At 68.5% G+C, this 19,004-nt stretch carries 15 protein-coding genes and 3 pseudogenes; 6 read left to right on the forward strand and 12 right to left on the reverse strand.

Features of this window, described 5'->3' with window-relative positions:
- Window positions 1-23 precede the first annotated feature (23 nt).
- The 3 genes from AB0I68_RS35190 to AB0I68_RS35200 all read right to left on the reverse strand — a co-directional run bounded on the left by AB0I68_RS35190 (window position 24) and on the right by AB0I68_RS35200 (window position 3,478).
- A complete protein-coding gene (locus tag AB0I68_RS35190; RefSeq protein ID WP_363181467.1) occupies window positions 24-632 on the reverse strand; it encodes a hypothetical protein in 609 nt (202 codons plus the stop codon).
- Between the two features lie 379 nt (window positions 633-1,011).
- Window positions 1,012-2,421, reverse strand: coding sequence for an NF041680 family putative transposase (locus AB0I68_RS35195; RefSeq protein ID WP_363181468.1), 1,410 nt, complete (start codon window positions 2,419-2,421; stop codon window positions 1,012-1,014).
- 187 nt (window positions 2,422-2,608) lie between these two features.
- The gene (locus AB0I68_RS35200) at window positions 2,609-3,478 is read right to left on the reverse strand and encodes an IS5 family transposase (RefSeq protein WP_363181470.1); all 870 of its coding nucleotides are present in this window, start codon (window positions 3,476-3,478) and stop codon (window positions 2,609-2,611) included.
- Between the two features lie 266 nt (window positions 3,479-3,744).
- Here AB0I68_RS35200 and AB0I68_RS35205 point away from each other — a divergent pair, with 266 nt between their 5' ends.
- On the forward strand, window positions 3,745-4,323 hold the full coding sequence (locus AB0I68_RS35205; protein WP_363181471.1) for a TioE family transcriptional regulator: 579 nt from the start codon (window positions 3,745-3,747) through the stop codon (window positions 4,321-4,323).
- A 94-nt stretch (window positions 4,324-4,417) separates the two neighbouring features.
- On the opposite strand, the gene AB0I68_RS35210 is transcribed toward AB0I68_RS35205, so the two are convergent.
- Window positions 4,418-7,075, reverse strand: a complete 2,658-nt coding sequence (locus AB0I68_RS35210; protein WP_363181472.1) for a glycosyl hydrolase — start codon at window positions 7,073-7,075, stop codon at window positions 4,418-4,420.
- An 802-nt stretch (window positions 7,076-7,877) separates the two neighbouring features.
- Between AB0I68_RS35210 and AB0I68_RS35215 the strand changes: the two genes are divergently transcribed.
- The 3 genes from AB0I68_RS35215 to AB0I68_RS35225 all read left to right on the forward strand — a co-directional run bounded on the left by AB0I68_RS35215 (window position 7,878) and on the right by AB0I68_RS35225 (window position 10,138).
- Window positions 7,878-8,078 carry a hypothetical protein gene (locus tag AB0I68_RS35215; RefSeq protein WP_363181473.1) on the forward strand — a complete coding sequence of 67 codons (201 nt, stop codon included), beginning with the start codon at window positions 7,878-7,880 and terminating at the stop codon, window positions 8,076-8,078.
- A 64-nt stretch (window positions 8,079-8,142) separates the two neighbouring features.
- A complete protein-coding gene (locus AB0I68_RS35220; protein ID WP_363181474.1) occupies window positions 8,143-9,120 on the forward strand; it encodes a transposase family protein in 978 nt (325 codons plus the stop codon).
- A gap of 163 nt (window positions 9,121-9,283) precedes the next feature.
- A complete protein-coding gene (locus AB0I68_RS35225) occupies window positions 9,284-10,138 on the forward strand; it encodes a transposase (protein ID WP_363181475.1) in 855 nt (284 codons plus the stop codon).
- Here the strand turns inward: AB0I68_RS35225 and AB0I68_RS35230 are convergent.
- The 3 genes and pseudogenes from AB0I68_RS35230 to AB0I68_RS35240 form a co-directional block, all read right to left on the reverse strand.
- Window positions 10,096-10,527: a 2OG-Fe(II) oxygenase family protein gene (locus tag AB0I68_RS35230; RefSeq protein WP_363181476.1), complete on the reverse strand. Its 432-nt coding sequence runs from the start codon at window positions 10,525-10,527 to the stop codon at window positions 10,096-10,098. The genes AB0I68_RS35225 and AB0I68_RS35230 overlap by 43 nt on opposite strands.
- A 69-nt stretch (window positions 10,528-10,596) precedes the next feature.
- Window positions 10,597-11,346, reverse strand: coding sequence for an IS21-like element helper ATPase IstB (gene istB, locus AB0I68_RS35235; protein WP_363181477.1), 750 nt, complete (start codon window positions 11,344-11,346; stop codon window positions 10,597-10,599).
- A pseudogene (locus tag AB0I68_RS35240) lies at window positions 11,343-11,921 on the reverse strand (IS21 family transposase); the annotation flags it as partial. The gene istB and the pseudogene AB0I68_RS35240, both read right to left, overlap by 4 nt.
- A gap of 62 nt (window positions 11,922-11,983) precedes the next feature.
- On the opposite strand from AB0I68_RS35240, the gene AB0I68_RS35245 reads away from it, so the two are divergent.
- Window positions 11,984-12,259: a hypothetical protein gene (locus AB0I68_RS35245; protein ID WP_363181479.1), complete on the forward strand. Its 276-nt coding sequence runs from the start codon at window positions 11,984-11,986 to the stop codon at window positions 12,257-12,259.
- A 23-nt stretch (window positions 12,260-12,282) separates the two neighbouring features.
- On the opposite strand, the gene AB0I68_RS35250 is transcribed toward AB0I68_RS35245, so the two are convergent.
- From AB0I68_RS35250 to AB0I68_RS35270, 5 genes and pseudogenes are all read right to left on the reverse strand, one after another.
- Complete coding sequence (locus AB0I68_RS35250) at window positions 12,283-14,748, reverse strand: site-specific integrase (protein WP_363181480.1); 2,466 nt, start codon at window positions 14,746-14,748, stop codon at window positions 12,283-12,285.
- The gene (locus AB0I68_RS35255) at window positions 14,745-15,320 is read right to left on the reverse strand and encodes a site-specific integrase (RefSeq protein ID WP_363181482.1); all 576 of its coding nucleotides are present in this window, start codon (window positions 15,318-15,320) and stop codon (window positions 14,745-14,747) included. Before AB0I68_RS35255 ends, AB0I68_RS35250 begins: the two co-directional genes overlap by 4 nt.
- A 49-nt stretch (window positions 15,321-15,369) precedes the next feature.
- Entirely contained in the window at window positions 15,370-15,969 is a 600-nt protein-coding gene (locus AB0I68_RS35260; RefSeq protein WP_363181485.1) for a site-specific integrase, read from the reverse strand.
- A gap of 82 nt (window positions 15,970-16,051) precedes the next feature.
- Window positions 16,052-17,068 (reverse strand): annotated as a pseudogene (gene istA / locus AB0I68_RS35265) (IS21 family transposase); the annotation flags it as partial.
- Between the two features lie 191 nt (window positions 17,069-17,259).
- Window positions 17,260-17,772, reverse strand: a complete 513-nt coding sequence (locus AB0I68_RS35270; protein ID WP_363181483.1) for a 2-oxoglutarate and iron-dependent oxygenase domain-containing protein — start codon at window positions 17,770-17,772, stop codon at window positions 17,260-17,262.
- Between the two features lie 389 nt (window positions 17,773-18,161).
- Between AB0I68_RS35270 and AB0I68_RS35275 the strand changes: the two are divergent.
- Window positions 18,162-18,960: pseudogene (locus tag AB0I68_RS35275) on the forward strand (aminotransferase class I/II-fold pyridoxal phosphate-dependent enzyme).
- Window positions 18,961-19,004 lie beyond the last annotated feature (44 nt).

Below are 19,004 nucleotides of genomic sequence, written 5' to 3' on the forward strand. Positions count from 1 at the left end.
GTCGAGAGCTTGGTGCGGCTGGACTACCGCGCCCAGCGTCCCATGGTCGGCGCAGTGCCGATCAGGCACTCGATGTCGGTCGAGAAGCCAACGAGGGCGTGGGCGGTCAGGCGCAGGTGGCCCTCAAGGCAGACCAGGTTGTCCTGCCTCTCGCCGACGAGGATGAGCGGAGGAAATCGCTCGCCTCTGATGAGCGCATGGGCTGCGTCGACGAACGGTTCGTTGGGCACGTCGAACGCCCGCAGCCCTGCCTTGATGCGTGCAGCCGCGTCGGTCGGCCGGCGACTGCCACCCGACAGTTCGACCCAGTAGGAATAGTCGAGGTAGCGCACGCCGGCCGCCTCGTTGACGGACAGGAGTGCTCTGATCCACGTGACGTGAGTGGGGAAGTTCTCGAACAGGTCGCGGTTCTCGCCATACCCGCGTGTCGCAGCGAGCAGAGCGCGACGGACGAAGTTCGCTCCAGCGTCGGAAAGGTCCGGATGCGTCAGCAACTGCTCGGCCTGCCCGGCTACCGCCAAGTGGGACCGGAGGTTCTGGCCGAACCTCTGGCTGGACAGCTCGCCGCTCAAGAAGCAGGCGACCATCTCATCCTCATTGCTCATGCCCAGTACCTGCACGACCGTCAGCATAGGAGCGACCTTGTTTGCCTGGCACCGCCCGGGCAACTCCGTCACACCGCCCATCAGCCCAGCTGACCCACGCCACGGGTCGAATCGGGTAAAGCGGTTCAGAACGTTCTCTCATACTGCTCACCGGTGTCTGCCATCGCCCACCCTCTTCGTCAGACCGATGTAGCGATCATTCCACGATGGTGACGGCCCGCACATGGCTATGTACGAAGCAGCCGGTGGGCTTGGCCGATGGCCGGCCCCGCTGCGGGGCGCATCGCGAACCCGGGGACAAGGGCGCCCTGTCGGCCAGATCCCGGCGCGGGCCCGCCGAGCCTGGGCCAAGGCGGTCCCGCTTCACTTCGCCCAAGTCGCACAGGCCACCGCCTAAGCTTGGCGTTTAACGTTGCTGGGCTTGGTGTTCCTTGATCGATTCGGCGCGTTTGACCGTCTTGCCGACGTTGTGGTGCCTGGCCTGGTGTTTGTTCTTCGAGCCCGGGGGTCGTCCAGGGCCCGGGCGAGACGGTTTCGGTGCGGCCGCCGGGCGGACCGCCGTCGCTCGGACGTTGCGAAACCCCCGCCTCACTCGGGCGGGGGTGAGGCGGCGGGGTTCGACTCGCCGCTCCCAGGGACGGCGGAGGTCCTCGGCGAGGGGGCGAGTGAGGCGGAGCTGGGTGTGGGCGGCGATGATCAGCCAGGTCCACAGGTCGGCAGTGTCCGCGCGGCGGACCTTCGGCGCGGTCCAGCCGAGGGTCTGCTTCATCAGCCGGAAGGTGTGCTCGAGGTCGAAGCGGCGTAGGAAGGCCTGCCACCACCGGTCCACATCGGCCGGCGCGGCCGAGGTTGCGGAGCACCACAGCCAGACCGGCTTCGGATCGCGGTCGCCCGGCAGGTACTCAACCTTCAGCCGCACCAACGTGCCGTGCAGGACGGGCAGTTCCTCTTCCGCGTGCTCCAGCCAGGGGCCACGGTGGGTGAGCCTGGGATGCATCCGGTCCCATGCCGTCGCCTCTGCCTTGCCGTAGCGGGTGGTGTCCGTGGCGGTGGTGACGTCGGGCTCGTGCCAGGTGTCGGGCTTGGCGAAGGACAGGACGCCGCCGTGCCGGCGGGGCCGCCCGCCCTTCGGTCCCGAGCGGGCGGGGCCCGGGTCGCGGAGCATGACGCGGGCCGAGCGCAGTCGTCCGAGCAGCGCGACGGGCAGGTCCCTCAATGCGTGGGAGAGGTAGGCGACGTCGTAGCCGGAGTCCATCACGATCAGGATTTCGGGGTCACCGGGCTTCCAGTGACTGGCGCTGACCAGGCGTTTTACGACCTCGCGCAGTTGGGCGGCGGTCACGAGCGTGGCGTCGTCCGCGGGCCCGAGGCGCACGGCGTCAAGGAGTTGGCACCAGGAGGTGCGGCCGGCCTCCAATACGGCGACGAAGGAGTACGGCCAGCCCGGGATGAGCTGGTCCGAGCTTCGGTCGCCGCGTCCGTAGACGTGGCAGAACAGCCGGTCGTCGCTGGTGGGTGCGTCGGGTCGGAGCCAGTTGCTGACGTCCACGGCCAGTACGATCCGCCCGTCGGCCGCCTTCGGCAGCGGCAAGGCCGCCAGAGCGCGACGCAGACGCGTCGGTTCGATCCAGCCCCTGTCCAGCGCCGAGTACAAGGCGCCGTGTCCGCGCTGGTGCTCGGCCGTCAGCGACAGCTCGACCAGGGTGTTCACCGGCCCGTCCGTACACAGGACCGCGTCGGTGAGCTCGAAGAGCGCGTCGGCCCGGGCGTAGAGGCTCTCGTAGAACTCGACCCGAAAGCGGGACAACAACCCCAATGCCCCACCTGCAGGCACGACGGCGGGCAGACTCACAAGCAGCGGCCGTTCTCTCGCACTTCGTTACTCGACATCTCGAAGCGTGAAGAACGGCCGCGTCTCGTGCGCCCAGGTTCCGGTGATCTCAGCAGGTCGAGTGACCGGCGACGTTAAACGCCAAGCTAAGAGGTCGTTTTATCCCTCTGTTTCATCCCAGGATCGGCTGTTTGGTCTGCTGTGTCGGGTCGCGCCAGGAGATGGTGTTCTCGCCGGTGAGGCGGCGGGCCATGAGGTCGGTCATCGCGATGTGGATGATGGCTTCGGAGCGGGTGGGCAGGGTTTCGTAGTCGCGGGCCAGGCGGCGGTGGAGCATGAGCCAGCCGTAGGTCCGCTCGACCGTCCAGCGCTTCGGGATCGGCGTGAATCCCCTGGCCCCGGGCTTGCGAGCGGTGATCTGCATGTCGATGCCGAGGGCGGCGGCGTGCTCGACGAGGTGCTGGCGGTAGCCGCCGTCGACCCACACCTTGCGGATGGCGGGGTGGTCGGCGGCGATCTGGTCGATGAGGCGGGTGCCGGCGACGGAGTCCTGCACGCTGGCCGCGGTGACCAGCACGGCGAGGAGAAGGCCGAGCGTGTCGGTGACGATGCTCCGCTTCCTGCCGACGATCTTCTTGCCCGCGTCGATGCCCTGGCCGGCGGCGGGAACGCTGGTGGAGGTCTTGACGCTCTGGGCGTCGATCACACACGCTGAGGGCTCCGCGTCCCGTCCTTCCTTCTCCCGTAGAAGTTGACGGAGGAGTCCGTTGAGCTGGGCAAATATGCCCTCCTCCGCCCATCTGGCGAAGTAGCCGCAGACGCTCTGGTGCGGCGGGAAGTCATGCGGGAGATAGGCCCACTGGCAGCCGGTGCGGTCCACATAGAGGATCGCGTTCATGATCTCGCGCAGGTCATGCCGCGGAGGCCGGCCGAAGGCCAGAGCCCGACCGCGGCGCTCGAAGCGCCACGCGGACAGCACCGGCTCGATCAACTCCCAGCGCGCATCGGACAGATCACTCGGATACGGACGTCGCGTTGTCATGATTCCGGCGTACCGCCGCGGGCCGAGTGCGCCCAGGCGCACAGCAACGACGGCAGAAGCACACAGGCCGCGAAGGCCGGACATTCTGGAATGAGACAGGAACAAGACCCAACCCGCCCCACCCGTCACCCCACCCGGCTCACAGCCATCAACTGCATATGTGGTCACTACCGCACCACGACCGACCATCTTGAGAACCACACCAAACTAGGCCAGTACAGGTTAAAACGACCTCTAAAAGCATCGCAGGTGGTTCGCCGCTCGGGGTGAACATCTCGTTCAAGGACTCCTTCCTCGCCCTGCTGCCCGGCCACGGCCGCCGGACGGCGACGTCGATCAGGCGGGCCGTCAACGGGGGCGCGGTCGACGAGGCGTTCCGCCTCATCGACGAGAGCCACGCCGAGCTGCTCGACGACCGGCAGACTCTCCAGGCCGTGGAGAGCGCCCTCCGCCACCTGGAGTCCGGCGCGCAGGCCGAGCCCACCGCATCGCCCGAGCCCGGCGACACGTTCATCGGACCCCTCGCGGCCAGGCTGGGCATCCGGCCGGCGACGCTGCGCAAGTGGGAGCGCGCCGGCCTGGTGCGCCCGCGCCGCGACCCGCGGACCGGGTACCGCGTCTACGACGAGGCCGCCGCACGGGACGCCCGGCTCGCCCATCAGCTCAGGCGGGGCGGCCATCTGCTGGAGCGGATCGCCCCGCTGATCGCGCAGGTACGGGCGGCCGGCGGCCTCGCACCGCTGGAGGACGCGCTCGGCGACTGGCACCACCGGCTGACGGCGCGCGGGCGGGTGACGCCGGCCGGGGCCGCGGAGCTGGAGACCTACCTCCGCGAGCGCGGATGACGCCGCGGCCACCGGTGCGCGGAACGGCGGAGGCCCCCGGAACCCGAAGGCGGATCCCGGGGGCCTCGCTCCTACAAGGCTGGAGCAGCGGGCGTTACGGCGTCGGCGTCCGCCAGATGCCGCGGCCGTGTGTGGCCACGTACACCTGGCTGCCGTCCGGGCTCGGCGAGAGGTAGACCGCCGGCGAGGTGGGCAGGTTGGTGCCCAGGCGCGCCCAGTGGCCGGTGCCGGCCGTGGAGCTGGTGAAGACGCCCAGGTCGGTGGCGACGACGAGGGTGCCGTCTTTGGTGACCAGGGCCGAGTTGGCCGGGGCGTCAGGGAAGGAGTCCGCGGCGGCGGTGTCGCCGCTGATGTCCGTCCAGGTCGCGCCACCGTCCGCGGTCTTCCAGACGTGGCCGTAGCCGGCGCCGGGGCCCTCGTTCCAGTGCCGGGAGAAGCCGTTGACGATGGCGTACACCGTCTTGCCGGAGGCGTCGGACGGGTCGATGGTCACGCCGGAGATGTAGCGGTTCGGGAAGGCGGCGGGCAGGTCCACCTGGTGCCAGTTGCCACCGTAGTTGGTGGCGATTCCGCGTCCGAAGGTGCCGTCGGTCTTGGAGCAGGGGCCGCACCAGGCCGCCCAGGTGACGTGGTGGCGGCTGGCGACCGCCGAGGCGGAGCGGCCGGCGCCCAGGTCGTACAGCTGGGTCCAGTCGGCGCCGGAGGTGCTCTGCCAGGTCTTCGTGTTGCCCCAGACGTACTGGCCACCCGCGACCCACAGGCCGTTCGGGTCGGTCTCGTCCGCGGCGAACGGGGCGATAAAGCGGGCACCCGGGTCGCCCGGCGCGATGTCCGTGATCACGTCCTCGGCGCCGTCGTCGCTCGCCGTGAAGCCGCAGTTGTTGGTGATCTGCAGGGCGAGGTCGACGTACTCGCCGACCGTCTGGCAGCCGTTGTCCGGGTTGACCAGCTGGTCGCCGCCGTCACCGCCGAACGGCGCCACCATCTCGCCGTTCGGGTTGAGCTGCTGGCCCTGGTACGTGGCACCCTTCGGCGCGAGCAGCGACACGCCGTTGTCCTGCAGGCCGCCCCAGACCGCCTCGCCGCTGCCGTCGGGCAGCTTCCCGGCGCGCACCGAGTAGTACTGGAGGTTGCGCAGGGTGCCGGACTCGTTGAGGTTGCGCCAGCCGTCGGAAGTTTGCGTGGTGGGCCGGGCGTAGGCGCCGCCGTCGTTGCCGACGTACACCTGCGGGGTGCCGCCCTGCCACTGCGAGAAGGCGAGGGCGTGCTGGTCGGAGTGCATCACGTCGCCGTCGCAGGAGTTCGCGGCCGCGTCGTACGAGAAGCAGGGCATGCCGAAGTTCCAGTAACGCCCGATCGCCTTCCAGGTGGCGCCGCCGTCCCTGGACTCGAACATCTCCTCAAGGCCCAAGTAGACGTGGTTCGGGTCGCTCGGGTCGACCGCGATGACCTGGTCGTACCAGGCCTGGGAGCCGGGCTGGTAGCCGGAGCCGATCTCCGTGAGCTTCATCGCGGAGCCGGATGCCGACAGCGTCGAGGATGTGGCGATCTGCTTGAACGGCCCGTTCGCGTCGCCGCTCTGGCTCACGTACACGCCGGCCAGGACCGAGGAGGCGCCGGAGCCGACGGGCTTGTTGAGGAGCTTGGGCGACTCCATCGACACGTACAGCCTGCTGCCGTCCGCCGCGTACGCGAAGGCGGCGTTGCCGATCTCGGCCGGGTTGATCGCGCCCGTCGGATTCGCGCGCTTCCACGTGGTGCCGGCGTCGGAGGAGTAGTAGAAGCCGTTGTAGTCGGCGCCGCCGCGCCAGGCCACGTTGGCCAGCAGCTTCCTGCCGTCGCTGCCGGGCTGTACGGCGATGTCGTCGGCGATGTCCGCGTAGTGGGCGTCGACCCCGCAGCCGACGCCGCTGACGCCGACGCCCGCGCAGGGAGCGAGGACCTTCGACCAGGCTGTGGACTGCACGGCGGAGAGGGGGCGCCGGAAGACGCCGTGCGAGGAGGCCGCGAAGACGTATCCGGCAGCCTTGTCGAAGGTGAGCGTGTGGACGGAGGCCGAGTCCAGCTCCGTACCGCCCACCTTGTCGTTCTCGCCGAAGGTGCCGGTGACCGGGGCGGCGAGCCGGTACACGCCGCTGCCCAGGTAGTTGTCGGACGCGGTGGTGGCCTCGCCGGTCGCCAGCCACAGCGCGCCGTCCGGCGCGACCGCGAGCGCGCCCACGGACAGCGCGGGCAGCCCGTCGGCGATCGGCGTCCACGTCTTGCCGTCGTCGCTGGAACGGAACACGCCACCGCCGGCCGCGCCCGCGTAGACCACGCCGCGGTGCGTCGGATCGGTGGCCAGGGCGGCGATACGGCCCGCCGAGTGACCCGTACCGGCACCGGAGTTGGACGCCGACTGGTCACGGTAGTGCAGCGCGTCCTCGTCGTAGGGGGACGTGGTCACCTCGGACCAGCCGCCGGACCGGACGGGCATGTTCTTGATGTGCGACCAGGCGCCGGCGTACGCGCCCGGCGCGACCTGGTCGGCGGGGGAAAGCCTCGGCTCGTTGAACGAGTCGAGGGATTCCATCAGTTCATGGGACTCCTCACCCGCCTCCTCGTGGCGGCTGGAGCCCGGGGCGCCCTCCCCGTACGCGGCGACGGGTCCCGCCCCCGCTATCAGGAATGCGGCGGCGACGACGGCGAGCGCCGTTCTGCCGCCGCGTTCCGCTCCGCGGCGCGATCTGCGCCGTGCGGAATACTCACGCATGGACTGTCTCCGGCTTCTTCGGCGTAAGGCGCGTCGCCCTTGCGGCTGCACGCGATCTCCTACTGCCGAGCGCCGGAACCGTACTCCTGTGCGCCACCGTGACCCCAGGGGTTTGCGGCGACTTTACGATCACCTGGTCGCTCGCACGTGGTGGGACTTCACGAGGCCGCCCGTGCGACCGCGACCGCCCGGCCGATGTAGACGAGGTTGACCACCGGCTGGACCGCCACGCCGCCGGTACGAGGATCGCGGCTCCGACGGCGATCTCCGCCGCCCCGCTCGCGGTGACGAGGAGACCGACGTGGCCCAGCCACGAGGGCACCAGGGTGCGGAAGTATCTGCGGAGCAGGAAGCGCCCGGTCCCCAGGGGCATCAGAAAGACCGCCAGTGTGATGACGGCGGTAGCGTTCACGGACGTGATCGTGACTCCGACCCGCGCCTGGACGCTTGAACGAAACGATCGCCGGCTCCACTTCGTGGCCGGTCTCGAAGCGACGATCTCTAACAGCGTGGTCCGCGATTGAGGTCGGGGTGTGCTGGCCTGGCGTGCTGGCTGGTGGGCGATCAGCAGGCCGGCTGTCGGGCGAGCACAAGTTCGGTGCTCGGCCTGCGGCGGGTTGGACGGCATGGGGAGCGAGCGCGATCGGCACGCGACGCTGCGGGCGTTTTGCCGGGCGGTCGGCGGGCAGGAAGCTGCCCCCGATGCTCTGGTCGACTCCGGGCTGCTTCCTGCATGTATCCCCGCTGGGAGGGCGGCTCGCGAAGTAGGCTGTGCGGCACAGCCTTTCAGGGGGGAGCCGCCATGGCGAAGGTCACCATCAGCCTTGACAGCGATCTGGCGATCGAGGTCATGCTGCTGTCCGGCACCAGAAGTCCTCAGGACGCGGTCGAGTTGATCGTCCGGGACTATCTCGCCACCAGGAGCCGCACTGAGGCTCGCACCGGCGAAGCCGCCGACCAGCATCGCCTTGTCGACCGGCCAATGCGCGCGGAGGAGGGCTAAGACCCCCTCCGCGGGGGCTGCCGAACGGCCGTGACGTGACAGTGGCCGCACGGGTTCTTCGAGTGTGACCAAGAGGTGGGCCCGTGCGGCCTTGTCCCATCCTGCTTTCTGTGGCGTCTCCCGTACACATCTCGGCGATTTGATCGAGGAGTTGGCAGATCCATGGCTTGCCAGGTGCGAGTCGGCGCTGCGTGAGCGACGTGGCGCCGAGCGGCAGCGGGAAGCCGGTGCCGGACCCAAGTACGATCTCCCCTTCACCGACCGGGTGCTGGTCACCCTGGTTCACCTGCGCACCGGGCTCCCGCATGCGGCACTGGCCGAGCTGTACGCCACGGCCCGCTCCACGATCTCCCGTGCCATCGGCGAGATTCGCCCGCTGCTGGCCGCGCGCGGCTTTGCCGTCCCCGACCGCCCCGGCGTGCGACTGCGCACCTTGGCAGACGTGTTCGCCTACGCCGAGGCCGAGGGGATCCGGCTGCGGATCGACGGAGCCGAGACCCAGGTCCGCCGCCCGAAGGCCGGCCGGCCCGGACGACGGGCCTTCGTATCCGGCAAGAAGAAGCAGAACACCATCAAGACCACCACTGTCAGCGACGGCCAGGGTCGCCTGCTGTGGTCGGGTGCTGACCGGCCCGGTCGCATGCACGACCAGACCGCGATGCGCACCGAGGGCATCGCGGAGCAGTTCCGGCTCCACCCGGAGGTGGGAGCCGAGGCCGACGAGGGCTACCGGGGCCTGGCCAACGAGTTCCCCAATCAGGTCAGCGCCCCGCCCAAGAAGCCGAAGGACGATGCGTCGCTCGGCGAGCGGTACGCCTGGCGGGAGATGCGCCGACGGCAGTCCTCGAACCGGATCTGCGTCGAGCACACCAATGCCGAGTTACGGCAGTGGCGACCGCTCCAGCGCTACACCGGCCCGCGCGAGGACTACGCCGGGACCCACCGTGCAATCGCCTCGCTTGTCTCGGACCGCTCTGCCCGCCGGCCGACCCGCCGCAAGCCGAGCACTGAACTGGTGCTCGCCCGACAGGCGGCCTGCTGATCACCCACCAGCCAGCACGCCAGGCCAGCACGTCCCAACCTCAATCGCGGACCACGCCGTAAGCTTGACTCTGTTGGGGATCTTGGCGTTTCCCGGTGCGGCAGCCTGATCAACGGGCATGCTCGGGTCGTTCCGATGACCGATGCAGCTGTCGAGGTGCCTGTTGTCCCTCCGTCCCCGTTCCGGTGAGCAAGTCCCGTCTCTGACCGCGCGGATCGCGCGGGCGAGCAACCCGAACGGCACGACGGCGATATGGGTGCGCGACCGGCTGGACGGACTGTGGTGTGACGAGGACTTCGCCGACTGGTTCCCGCGCGACGGACGCCCGGGTCTCTCGCCCGCCCAACTGGCCACCGTCTGCGTGCTGCAGTTCCTGCTCGGCCTGTCGGACCGGCAGGCCGCCAAGGCAGTGCGCTGCCGCATCGACTTCAAGTACGCGATGGCCATGGAGCTGGACGACCCTGGCTTCCACCACAGCGTGCTCGCCGATTTCCGCGACCGTCTCACCGAGGGCAACCGCGCCGACCGCCTCCTCGACCTCGCACTGGCCCGGCTCAAGGAGGCCGGTCTGGTGCGCGAGCGCACCACGCAGCGCACCGACTCCACCCACGTCCTGGCCGCGGTGCGTGACCTGACCCGGCTGGAGCTGGTCACCGAGGCGGTACGCGCCGCGCTGGAAGAAGTCGCCGGCACCTCCCCTCACCTGCTGGACGAGCTGGTCGGCGAGGAGTGGGGACGCCGCTACGGCCGCCCGGTCCGCCTGGGCAAGAACCCCACCCGCCCCAAGACCAGGATCCCCTCCCCGGGATCCGCCTGCCCGACCTCGGTGCCGTCGGCGATGGGCGATGGCCGACTGGGACGAACCCGCCCTTCAACCAGGACCCCGCAGGACACGGGTGTCGGGATGGTACCCAGCCTCGATCACATCGATGCCAGCGGCGAACAGGACCGGGGCACACATGCGGACAGGAACGCTCAGCCGGATCCGAGAAGCGACTTCAGGAAGGACATGTACTGACGCCCGGTATCGAACGGCTCGTAGCGCGCTGGATTTCCTTCGCCGAGAAAACGATCCAGGGGTGAGACGACGGCGTCGTGTCCTGGCCTGTGCTTGTACTGAATCGACAGCCTCTGAGTCCTCACCTGCCTGACGCGGTGCTCGCCGGCCACGTACAGTCCGTTCGTCCATCGCTGGAGGTAGTCACCAAGGAAGACGAAGAGCGCATCCTGGGCGAGAGGAACGCAAATCCACTCGCCCTCGGGACCCCTTACTTCCAGGCCCGGCTCGTTTTGGGTCAGGATCGTGAAAATGGAGAGATCCACATGCGGCGACATCGCGTAATCCACCGTGTTGCCGATTTCCTCGGCATGCCCGACCCCGTAGTGGTTGAAGCCGAGCCTGTGCATCTGTGAACGGTCACGATATTCCCCAGGGCTGGGGTCACGAAATTCCCCAGCCCCTCGCCTGATCGGGGGTCAGTCCGTGGACTTCTTGGGGCGCTTGTTCGGCCGGAAGCTGGGGCCGTTCATGATGACCTGATGGCTGGTGTTGATGAGCCGGTCGAGGAGGGACTCGGCGACGACCGGGTTGGGGAAGAGCGGATACCAGTCGCTGGGTGCCCGGTTGCTAGTGATGATCAAGGACCGGCCCTGCCGCTCGCTGACGAGTTCGTAGAGGTCGTCAGCCTGGGCCGCGGTGAGCTGGCGCATCGCGAAGTCGTCGAGGATGAGCACGTCGGGCCGTACCAACTCGCGGATCCGCTTGGCCCAGGTCCGGTCCGCGTGACCGCCGGCCAGGTCCGCGAGGATGCGGCTGGTCTTGGCGAAGCGGACGTTGGCGCCCTGGCGGACGGCGAGATGACCCAGGGCCTGGGCGATATGCGTCTTTCCGACCCCGACCGGGCCGAACAAAATTACCGACTCCCCAGCGTGCAGCCAGCGCAGGGCCCCGAGGTCGCGGATCTGGGCGGCGGGAAGCTTCGAGGAGGCGGCGAAGTCGAACTCCTCCAAGGTGGCCTGCTGCTCGAACCTCGCCCGGTGCAGGCGCCGTTGGAAGGCGACGGTCTCCCTGCGGGTGATCTCGTCCTGGCAGAGGATTTGGAGAAAGTCCAGGTGGCCGAGCTCTCCGCCGTGGGCCTGAGCCAGGCGGGCGTCGAGGGTCTCCAGCATCCCCGAGAGCCGCAGGGCCTTCAGCGATTCACGCAGGGCGGTGTCCATCACGCTCATCGAAGGGTCTCCTCGGCGTCGTGGTGGACCTGGTCGCCGAGATCGCCGTCCGCGATCCCGGTGGGTGCGACGGTCGCGAACAACTGCTGGGGTCCGTGGAGGAAGGCGGCCGCTCCAGCATCACCGCTGGTCTCGGGCTCGGGGTCGGTCTCGGTGCCGGCAACCAGGATGCCCTTGATGGTGCGATAGGAAGGGTCGCCGACCGCGATCGCCTTCGCGCAGGCCGCTTCCAGTCGCGTCTCGCCGCACTTCTTGCGCAGGCCGAGAATCCCTTGGGCGGCGCGGAGCCGGTAGAGCGCGTTGATCTCCAAGAGCAGGTCGATGACGGTGCGGCAGGCGTCCCCGACCTCCGATGCCTGGGTGCGGCACCAGATGGGCGTCCGCATCTGGAAGGCGATCTTCTCGGGCGGGTAGTCGCCCCGGTCGGTTCGTTTTCCCTGGTCAAGGGCCACATGAGTCTTGACCAGGTCGCCGTCGAGGAAGACCTGCACCATCGTCGCGGTGGAACGGACGTCGACCCGGCGGCCGATCAGTTTCCAGGGAACCGAGTAGAGGGTGCGGCCGACTTTGATGTGTTCTCTGAACTTGCCGGTGGGGACCTCTCGACGGCCTCCAGGACCTCGATAGAGTCGGGGCGATGACTGGGAACCGAGGCCGCTGGCCAAAGACCGATGAGGATCGCGGCGTCGAGGACGTGACGCTCTTGATACTGGAGTGGCTGGGCGAGCAGGGGGTGAACGCCATGATCAGGATGGACGCGGAGAGGCTGGCTGACAACGCGCCAGCGTGGACGTTCGCTGCCAGCGGCGGCCCATTGGCGCATGGCATGCGAGCTGACGGCAGGACTGTCCAGCAGTGCATGTCCGTCGCTCTGGCCCAGCTGCGCGACGCTGGACTGTCGGTTCCGTTTTGATCTTCGCCCGCCGTTGACGTCGATCACGATGCCGGCTTCGTCGTTTCGACGGTTCCTGTGGACTGCCCGAAACCTGGCATGCCGAGTTCGACGGCGGTCGACCGCCTGTTGACGAGCGCGTCGATCTGGGCGAGCTTGTCGTTGGCGCCCGCCAGGCTGGCTTGCAGGCCCTCGACCTCGCCGAGCCATCCCTCGCGCTCGGCTTCGGCGATACGCGCGATGAGGTTGTCGCGGATCTCCTCGATACGGAAGCGCTGGTCAGGATCGGGCCAGTGCATCGAACATCGCAGGCAGGCGTGTTCATGAATGCAAGGGGTTGAGAAAGCGCGTCCGCAGAGCCCGGTGGCGACCTTTCGCCGCTCGAAGTGGCCGAGGAATTCCTGCCACTCGGCGTCGGTGGGAGTGCGGTATTCCTCGCTCGGGCGAAGGGCTCTGCGACGCGCGAGGAAGGCCAGGTGGGACCTGATGGTCTCCTCCGGATATACGGCCTTGTAGCCGATCGTCACGGCTATGTCCTGGTGCCCGGCGATCACCTGGGCGATGTGCGGGGGAAGGCCGTTGAGGATGGCGTCCGTGATGAAGATTCGGCGGAAGTCGTGTGGGGTGTAATGCAGCGCGGTGCCGTCGGCCTGGTCGATCAGGCCGGTGCGGGAGAGGGCATCGTCCAGTAGCGCGCTGACCCGCTCCCGGGCGATGCGCTGCGGTTCGGCGGCGACGTGGCGTTGGAACAGCAATGGGGCCGGTGGCAGCCAGATGTGTTCGTGGTAGTCCCGGGCGCGGACGAGTGGGACCGCGCCGCTGGCGTCGCGGATCCGGCAGATGATCGCGCTGAGCACGTCGGCCAGTTCGGGGCTGACCACCAGAAGCCGTTCGGCATCGGTCTTGGACGGGGCGATCTGCAGCAGTGGGACGATCTCCCCGGTCGTCGGCAGCCGGTATTGGACCAGGCTGTGGTGGCTCAGCTCCAGCATCTCCTCGGCGCGGACACCGGTGTGCCGCAGGACCTCGATGATGGCCCAGGCCCAGAAGGCGTTGTCCTCCTCCCGGTTGAGCAGGCGCCGCTGCCCGGTGGCCAGGTCCTCGCCCCAGACGTTGTCCGGGTTCGCGTGCGGCCGGCGGATCCGGATCAGGGTCTGGCCGGCGGCACTGAACTGCTGCCCCGGGCCGGCCAGTCGTCCAGCGGCGAGCAGGGCTGCTGAGTCCCGGCGCTGCTGGTCGGCGGACCGGACGAGGATCGGCAGCACGGGGAGCCGTTCGCGGGTGCGGGCGTCCATTCGTGCTTTGCGCCGCCGGGTGGTCTTGCGCCGGTTCAGGTCCTGCTGGCTGACAGGGCAGGGCGCGACCCACTGACCCCACCGGCCGGGGTCCTCCAGGGCCCACTGGGCCAGATCCAGGTAGAACGCTCGGACGCAGGCCAGGGTGTCCTGGTAGCCGAGCCGCTCGACGGCGACCTGGATCCGGTCCCCGCTGCCGGTGGTGGTCGTGGTCCGCCGGGTGCGCAAGCGCTGCTTCCAGGCGGCTGCGACATCGGCGGCAAGACGCAGCGAGTCGATGCCGGGATGGTGCAGCTCCAGGTCCTGCCAGAAGCACTTGGCCAACTGGTAGGTCTGCCCGCGCAGCGTGCCGTAGTCCAGGGCGGGCTGTCGTTCCTTGAGATACTCCACCAACAGATCGCGGATCGGACGGCAGGCGATCGGGTAGCGGTCGACGAGCTCCTCGACTGACCGCTGGCCGATGCTGCGGATCTCGCGCAGTGTGGGGACGCCGGCGCCGAAGACGCCGGTCTCGCGCAGTGCCCGGAACGTGGCCGAGCCGGAGCGGCGGCTCCCGCGCAACTGGGCCTCGACCGCCAGAACCTCCAGCAGGTCCCCGACCACGATGTCGGCCACCGTCCCGCCCTTGGCGGCGATGGTCACCGCGGTGCGGAACAAGACGGCGTGACGGGCCAAGTCACTGATCCCGGGATCGGCCCGGCAGAAGTCGTCCAGCCGGACGAAGCCGCCGGCGTCGCGGGAGCGGATCATGTTCCGTGCGAGCTTGCGCTTCTTGCCCCCGGTGAGCAACCAGCCCAGCGAGGGCCGGATGACGTCGGCCCCGATCATGACGACCAGGGAGCTGGTCATGGTCTCCAGCCGGCTCCGCGAGAACTTGCCGTGCCGCTCCAGCCAGCTCGCCGGGCCATCGGCCCAGCGCTCACCAGCCGCATCGGCGCCGCTCGCGTGCCAGCGCTCGTGCCAGGTCCGGCCCGGTTGCTCCTGCAGCCAGTCCAGCATCAGCATCAGGCCGCGCCGACGGAAGTCGTGGGTGCGAGGGTCCTCCTGCCGCGGCGTCGCCTCGATCCACATCCGCAGCACTCCGTCGCGGTCCATCTCGGCAGCAGGCCAGTGTGCCGAGACGGGTCGCGGCGGGAACTTCTCGGTCTGCTGCTCGGCCGAGAGATGAGGCCGGGAGACCACAGGTGCAGCGGCCAGGAGGTCAGTGACGATCACGCGATACCCTTGCCGAACAGCACGTTCATCGTCTCCGGCCGATAGCCCGGCGCCGGAGCGGGTGCCTTCCGCTCGGCGGCCTGCCGACTCTGTTCAGCGTGATGGACCAGGACCCGACGGATCACGTCTTCCTTGCGGGGCGTCAGGTAGAGCTGTGTCGTGGTGAGCTGTGCATGTCCGAGGACGAGCTGGACGTCAGTCAGTGGCAGCGCCGGGTCCTCGGCCATGCGGAACGCTGCAGTATGGCGTAGTGCGTGGAGCGTCGCCGAGGTTCCCACCAGCTGATTCACTCGCTCGAACATGCGGTGCACCGCGTGGTAGGTCAGCGGGCGGACCGGGCGTCGAAGTGTCCACCACAACGGCAGGCGACGGCCCCTCGGGATGAGATCGTCCATCTGGACCTGGTAGAGCCGCAGCCAGACGAACGCGTCGGTGGACGCCGGGAGTTCCTGGACCGCCCCCGTGCCCTTGCGGACCACCGAGATCAGCTGTCGCCCGGGGGCGACCCCGCCTTGCAGCGTCGACAACAGCTCCGAAGCCCGCGCCCCGGTGGAGACGTAGAACGCGACCAACGCCCGGTCCCGGTGCGAGGGGAGCTTGGCGAAGATCTCGTTGAACTCCTCATCCGGGATACTGCGCGGAATGCGCTTCGGGACCCGGGGCCGGTAGAGACCTGTCCCCGTTGCGGTGCGGCTCCATCGGGTTGTGGTGCGCGTTCACCCGGCCGCTTCGACGCGATCGGTCCAACGGGAACGGGTTGACCAGCATGGGCCCGGTAGCGATGTCCAGGTGAAAAGCGTAGAAGCAGCGCAGCACCGTCTCGTTGTGAGCCCGCACCGAGGCCGCGTACGGCTTCGCCGGGCTCGGCGACGGTCCCGATGGCTGCCCCGAGCGCCAGTGAGGGCGATCGGGCTGTCCGTTGATCAGCAGCCACCGGCAGAAGTCTCTCGCTTCGATTCGCGTGGCACGGTCCCACGACACGTCGATCGCCCACAGGAAGCGGAACCAGCGCAGCAGGTCCATCCCGTAGGAACGCACCGTTGATTCGGTGCGGCCGGCTGCCTGCAGGTCGCGGAAGTAGTCCGTCACCGCCTGGACGCCGGCGCCGCTCGGGTCGACCAGACGATACGGCTCCCATCGGCTTCCGGTCGCCAGCAACGACCCGACCGCAGGAACGGCCAATGCGGCCAGATCTCGATGCTTTTCCTCGTCTCCGATCACGACCAGGAAACGTAGACCCTGGAGCGCGTATCCGTCCCCTGAACTGCGGAATCTCTGGCCGTAGTTCAGTCAACAGAAGGATGTCGGGGCCGACCGTCGCCGTCGACCAGCGGGCCAGGACGAACGCGGTGGGCGGCAGCGGCAGCAGCGTCTCCGCCTCCACCGCCGCGAAGACGGCCGCCGGTGCTGCCCCGTCCAGCGGCCGGCAGTCACGGCGCCCGGCGATGTCGCGGCTCCAGATGACCGCATCCCTCTGCATCTGTTCGAGCGAGGCGAACTCCCGCCCGCGCCAGAACGAGTCCCTGATATAGGGCATGGGCCGCTCCACCCGGGGCTTGTCTTTTGGCTTCAAAGCGCGAGCTGGATCTACCAACGCGCCATAGTGGGTGGCGAGTTCGGCATAAGCCTTGTTGATTTTCGGGTCGTAGAGATCTGGCTTGTCGACCCCGGTCTTGAGGTTGTCGGGCACCAGCCGCCGCGGGACGCCGCCGAAGTACTCGAACGCCGCAACGTGGGCCTTGGTCCAGGCGTGCTGGTCGAGATGCACCACGGGCCTCATGAACATGTGACGCGAAGCGGGCAGCACCATCACGAACGCCCAGATCCGGTGCCGCTTGCCCGTCCTCGGGTTGATCCACTGCCCCAGGAAGCCGTAGTCGATCTGGGCCTCCGAGCCCGGCTCGACCTCGTCCCGCAGGACCGTGACCTGCGACTTCTTCACCTCGTCGGGCAGCGTGTCGCGGATCCAGCGGCGGAGGGAGGACTGGGAGACCACGAGTTTGTGCTCGTCCCGCAGCCGCTGGTGGATCGTCGAGACGGTCACTTTCCCCAGCAGGCTCTCGACGAAGTCGCGGTGCTGGTCGATCTCGGGCCAGGTCAGCTGCCGCAGGCGCCGATCAGCCAACTCCGGGAACCACCCCTTGATCAGCTTTCCCCAGTCCGCCTCGCTCATCGGGGGCCCGCCCGGAGCGATCCCCGACGCTTCCGCCGGCGCCAGGTACTTCCTGACCGTCTTGCGGTCCACCCCCAGCGACCGGGCCAGATCGCTCTTCGAGCGCCCCGCGTACCAGTGGACGTAGATCTCGGTGATGTCGACCACGACCAGCGTTCTCCTTGCCATCGGCGTGTCCATCGGCTGTCCGACCAGCAGGTCCAGGGACACATCACCGTCGCCGCGATGACCAGGTCCCTCGATCCCGAACGCCTTCGTACCCATGGCCAATTAGGAGAAATCGGGGTGAGGAATTACGTGACGCTCAAACCACCCAAGATGGGGAAAACCGTGACCGCTCACAGCATCGGGGAGTTCATGGACGAGTCAAAATCTGCCGCTGGCAGGCCCAGGTCATCCGCACATGCCGAGAGCACCCTGTCCCCCAGGTCCACCAAGTGCTTGAAGAGACATGCCCCCTTCTCGAAAGGGGCATGGTAGAAGTCGGCAGCTACGGGTGCACCGAGTGCGCCCTTGGTGTTTCCGATGCGGTACTGTTCGCACGCCTCGGCACCGGCGTGCGCCGTACTCTTCTCCCGGCCCAGACCGCGGTATCCCAGAAACTGGGACCGCTCACTGGAATTGTATTTGATCTTCTCTGCGGCGGGCAGACGATAGAATCGCCGTGTTTCTTCGTACACGGCAGACAACAAGTCGGCATCGATCCCGTGATGGTACAGAAAGAAGTACCCGCCGCTCCGGCATGCGGCACCTATCTCAGCGGCCACTCTGGCCTTGTCTTCCGCGGTCCAGTCCCCGCCATGGTTCGGCAAGCGCACATCCGGTATCACGGGACGCTTTGCCTCTGCCACTGGACCTCCCCTTCGCGTTCCTCTCTCCCCCGCACGTTCGGGGCGAGGCCCCACAGGATTCCGGCCTGGCCGTCGCCCCAGATGACAGTGAGGCATCGAACCGCCACGCCGGTAGGGCGCGTATCAGCCAGACGGCATCGGCAACGGACCGACGTAGTGGGCAAGATGGTGGCGCGGCTGCTGGTCTTCGGCATGTGGGCCGTAATGTGCTCGTTCGATTTCAGGAGGGCCTTTTGCCCAGGCGTGCCTCACGTCTCTTGCAGACCGACGACTACCTGTTCTCCTTCATCGACCGGGCCCAGGGACGGGCGGCGCGGGACGGTACGGCGCCCGTGCCGCTGGGGGTGGGCGACTGTGATCTGCCGACTCCGCCGCACATCGTCGAGGCCATGCGCCAGGCCGTCCGGGATCCTTCGACGCACCGGTATCCGCCGTACGCCGGCACGCAGGCGATGCGCGAGGCGGCCGCCGGACATCTCGGGCGCCGCTTCGGGCTCCGCATCGATCCGGAGACGGAGGTCCTGGCCACGCTGGGCAGCAAGGAGGCGATGGCGCACCTGACGATGGCTTACGCGGAGCCGGGTGACGTGGTTCTGGTGCCCGATCCGGCGTACCCGGTGTACGGGACGTGGGCGCGGTGGTGCGGTGCGGAGGCGGTGCGCGTACCGCTGCGGGAGGAGAACGGATTCCTGCCGGACCTGGCCGCCATCCCGGCCGCCGTCGCGGCGGGCCAAGCTGTTCTGGGTCTGCTATCCCAACAACCCCACGGCAGCGCTGGCCACTTCGGGCTTCTACGCCGAGCTGGCGCGGTTCGCTGTGCGGCATGACATCGTGGTGGCCTCCGATGCCGCGTATAGCGAGATCTACTACGACTGCGCGCCCCCGCCGTCGTTCCTCCAGGCACCGGGCGCAATGGAGTGCGGCATCGAGTTCCACTCCTTGTCCAAGGCGTACAACATGCCGGGCTGGCGCGTGGGGTTCGCCGCCGGAAGCGCCGACGTCGTGGACGCCCTACGGGCCGTGAAGACCCATACCGACTCCGGGACGTTCACCGCGATCCAGCACGCCGCCGTCGCCGCGCTCAACGACACCACCGGCTACCCGGAAAGCCTGCGCGCGGTGTACCGCGAGCGGATGCCCTCTCTGTCAGCCTTAGGCGAGACGTCCCGCTTCGGCGGGTTAGCCTGATAGGGCACCGACAGGAGAACCACCCCCCTCATGACCAGCACCAA

Origin of the sequence: Streptomyces sp. NPDC050448 (genome assembly GCF_040655295.1) — a bacterium.
Classification (GTDB): Bacteria; Actinomycetota; Actinomycetes; order Streptomycetales; family Streptomycetaceae; genus Streptomyces.